Here is a 3549-nt window from a genome sequence, read left to right as displayed (position 1 = left end):
ACTTGATTACATTGATTACCTAAGGCGAGAGCTAGAACTTGTTGATGGGGTCAGTAAAGTCTCGGTATCCGGCCAACAGCAAGAGCAAGTGTTCATTGAGATATCGATGAAACGGATCAGCTCTCTGGGTTTGTCTCCAAATACTGTATTTAACCTTTTATCCACTCAAAATATTGTTTCAAGTGCAGGTGCTGTAAGGATTGGTGACGAGTACATTCGAATCCATCCAACAGGGGAGTTCCAGAATGTTGAACAGCTCGGTGATTTGATTCTTACGGAAGGTGGCGCTCAAGGGCTTATCTATCTAAAAGATGTGGCGAATGTAACTCGTGGTTATGTTGAAGTGCCTACTAACATCATTGGCTATAACGGGAAGCTCGCACTTAACCTTGGTGTTTCTTTTGCACAAGGCGTGAACGTGGTCGCAGTGGGCGAAGCCTTTGACCGAAGGCTCGCCGAGCTGAAATACCAACAGCCCGTAGGTATTGACATATCTGAGGTTTATAACCAACCCAAAGAAGTCGATAAGTCAGTTAGTGGATTTGTAGTGAGTTTAGGACAAGCGGTTGCGATCGTAATCGTAGTGTTGCTGTTCTTCATGGGATTACGATCGGGTTTGTTGATTGGTTTGATACTGCTATTGACCGTTTTCGGTACCTTCATTTTCATGCAGTACTTCAAAATCGATCTTCAACGTATTTCATTGGGCGCGTTGGTTATCGCGCTGGGGATGCTGGTGGATAATGCCATTGTGGTGGTGGAAGGGATATTGATCGGCACGCAGAAGGGGCGAACCCGAATGCAGGCCGCTACAGATATTGTGACCCAAACCAAATGGCCACTGCTTGGTGCAACGGTTATTGCGGTCACCGCTTTTGCCCCAATCGGTTTGTCTGAAGACTCAACGGGCGAATATTGTGGCACCTTGTTCACGGTTCTACTTATCTCCTTGATGCTGAGTTGGTTTACGGCCATCTCACTCACGCCATTCTTTGCCGATATGTTCTTCAAAGGCCAGAAAGTCGATCCAGATAGTGAAGGTAAAGACCCATACAACGGGATGGTTTTTGTTATCTATAAAAACTTCCTTGAGTTCTGTATGAAGCGTGCGTGGCTCACGATGTTCGTTCTGATTATTGGTTTGGGTGCGAGTGTTTACGGCTTTGGTTTCGTAAAACAAGCCTTTTTCCCATCTTCAACCACGCCGATGTTCCAAGTTGATGTCTGGATGCCGGAAGGTACGGATATTCGAGCGACCAACACCAAACTGAAAGTACTGGAAAGTTGGTTAGCAGAGCAGGACGAAGTTGAACATATCACGACAACGGCGGGTAAAGGTCTGCAACGTTTCATGCTGACTTATGCGCCAGAGAAAAGTTATAGCGCATACGGTGAGATAACGGTTCGTGTGAAGAGTTATGAAGTACTTGAAGGTTTGATGTTGCGCTTTCGTGAGCATGTAAACGGCCAGTTCCCTGAAATTAATTACAAACTTAAGCAGATCGAATTAGGTCCTGGTGGCGGTGCGAAAATTGAAGCGCGAATTGTGGGTTCTGATCCAACGGTTTTACGTTCAATCGCAGCTCAAGTTATGGACATCATGCGTGCTGACAATGGATCGTTTAACGTTCGTCACGATTGGCGTGAAAGAACTAAGGTACTGGAACCTCAGTTCAACGAAAGCCAAGCGCGTCGTTATGGTATTACCAAATCTGATGTGGATGATTTCCTAGCGATGTCTTTCTCTGGTAAATCGATCGGTGTGTACCGTGATGGGACGACGCTGATGCCTATTGTGGCTCGTTTACCTGAAGATGAACGTGTCGATATACGTAACATCGAAGGCATGAAGATTTGGAGCCCAGCATTAAGTGAATACATCCCACTACAACAAGTAACACTAGGCTACGAATTGGAATGGGAAGACCCACTGATCATCCGTAAGAACCGTAAGCGTATGCTGACGGTAATGGCGGATCCTGACCTACTGGGTGAAGAGACAGCATCAACTTTACAGAAACGCTTACAGCCACAAATAGAAGCGATTGAGATGCCACCGGGTTATTCATTGGAATGGGGTGGTGAATACGAGTCGTCAGCTGACGCTCAAGCGTCACTGTTCACAACTATGCCGTTAGGCTACTTGTTCATGTTCTTAATCACGGTGTTCTTGTTTAATTCGGTGAAAGAGCCCCTGATTGTTTGGTTAACGGTACCACTCGCCTTGATAGGGGTAACGACAGGCTTGCTAGCCTTGAATACACCGTTCGGTTTTATGGCGCTTCTGGGCTTCTTGAGTTTGTCTGGAATGCTTCTGAAGAACGGTATCGTACTGCTTGATCAAATTGAGATTGAGATGAAGTCAGGTAAAGACCCATATATAGCGGTTGTTGATGCGGCATTGAGTCGTGTACGTCCTGTATGTATGGCGGCTATCACAACGATTCTCGGTATGATTCCATTGTTACCGGATATCTTCTTCAAGCCAATGGCGGTAACCATCATGTTTGGTTTGGGCTTCGCCACCGTACTGACGCTAATCGTGGTACCTGTGCTGTATCGTCTATTCCATAAAATTGAAGTCTCGTAAGACGAGTGAGTCTTTGAATTAATGCCCCTGTTTAGGGGCATTATCATTTCTGAGTGATTTAAAATAGGTAGCAATAACATGGAAACAAACACTGAAGGTAGAACGTGTGCATGGGCACTGAAGCACGAACTGGAAAGGGAGTACCACGACGCAGAGTGGGGCGTGCCTGTTTATGATGACCAAGTTCTGTTTGAGTTCATTACTTTAGAAGGCGCTCAGGCGGGCCTGAGTTGGATTACGATCCTTAAAAAGCGCGAAGGCTATCGTGCTGCCTTTGATAATTACGATCTAAACAAGTTAGCCGAATTGAGTGAAGACAATGTGCCACACGTCATAGAGAACTTTGATGTGGTTAAGCATAAAGGCAAGATTGCCTCTGTGTATAACAACGCTCGAGCAACGCTTGAACTGCAGAAAGAGTTTGGTTCTCTTTCAAACGCCTTATGGCAATTTGTCGATAACAAGGTGATCGAAAACCACTGGATTGAGATGACTCAAGTTCCAGCTTCTACCGAGCAATCCAAAGCGATGAGTAAGTTTTTGAAGAAGAGAGGCTTTAAGTTTGTTGGGGAAACAATCTGTTACGCGTTAATGCAAGCGACAGGTATGGTTAATGACCATTTAGAAGGTTGCCCACATAAATAAAGGTGTTATTTCTCGACGCGAAATAATTGTGTGTAAATTGAAAAATTCACTGGTCATTTATAAACTTTTCAATATTATATGCGACCAAATTCAAATGTAGACAACGATAGTGAATCAACAAAACTACCAAATATGTGATGCTAACTATGATCCCTTGCTTAGGCAGTTTATGCGTGAGGATGGCCACGTAGAAACTATCGCGCCGCTAGAAGGTAAAGTGTTCCTATTCTTGCTTGAAAATACAGGCGAATGCATTGAGCGAGGCCTGATCTTTGATAGATGTTGGGGGGATGTGATTGTCTCTGAGCAAGCGT

2 protein-coding genes and 1 pseudogene are annotated in these 3549 nt (G+C 44.9%); all 3 read left to right on the top strand.

The window, feature by feature from the left end:
* Positions 1–2590: efflux RND transporter permease subunit (locus tag AB4653_RS24885; RefSeq protein ID WP_372105565.1), on the top strand; the 2590-nt coding region annotated here is incomplete at its 5' end.
* 78 nt (positions 2591–2668) lie between these two features.
* Positions 2669–3235, top strand: a complete 567-nt coding sequence (locus AB4653_RS24880) for a DNA-3-methyladenine glycosylase I (protein WP_102257847.1) — start codon at positions 2669–2671, stop codon at positions 3233–3235.
* Positions 3236–3344: 109 nt separating this feature from the next.
* Positions 3345–3549: pseudogene (locus AB4653_RS24875) on the top strand (hypothetical protein); the annotation flags it as partial.

This window comes from Vibrio sp. 10N.222.48.A3, from assembly GCF_041475345.1.
In the GTDB taxonomy this organism is placed as follows: domain Bacteria; phylum Pseudomonadota; class Gammaproteobacteria; order Enterobacterales; family Vibrionaceae; genus Vibrio; species Vibrio tasmaniensis_A.
The sequence above is the reverse complement of the archived record's forward strand: the minus strand, read 5'-3'. Positions and strand labels throughout refer to the sequence as shown.

What these genes read in the sequence shown, in the direction of transcription:
- AB4653_RS24880 (WP_102257847.1), top strand. Translation starts at nt 2,669, where the DNA reads ATGGAAACAAACACTGAAGGTAGAACGTGTGCATGGGCACTGAAGCAC.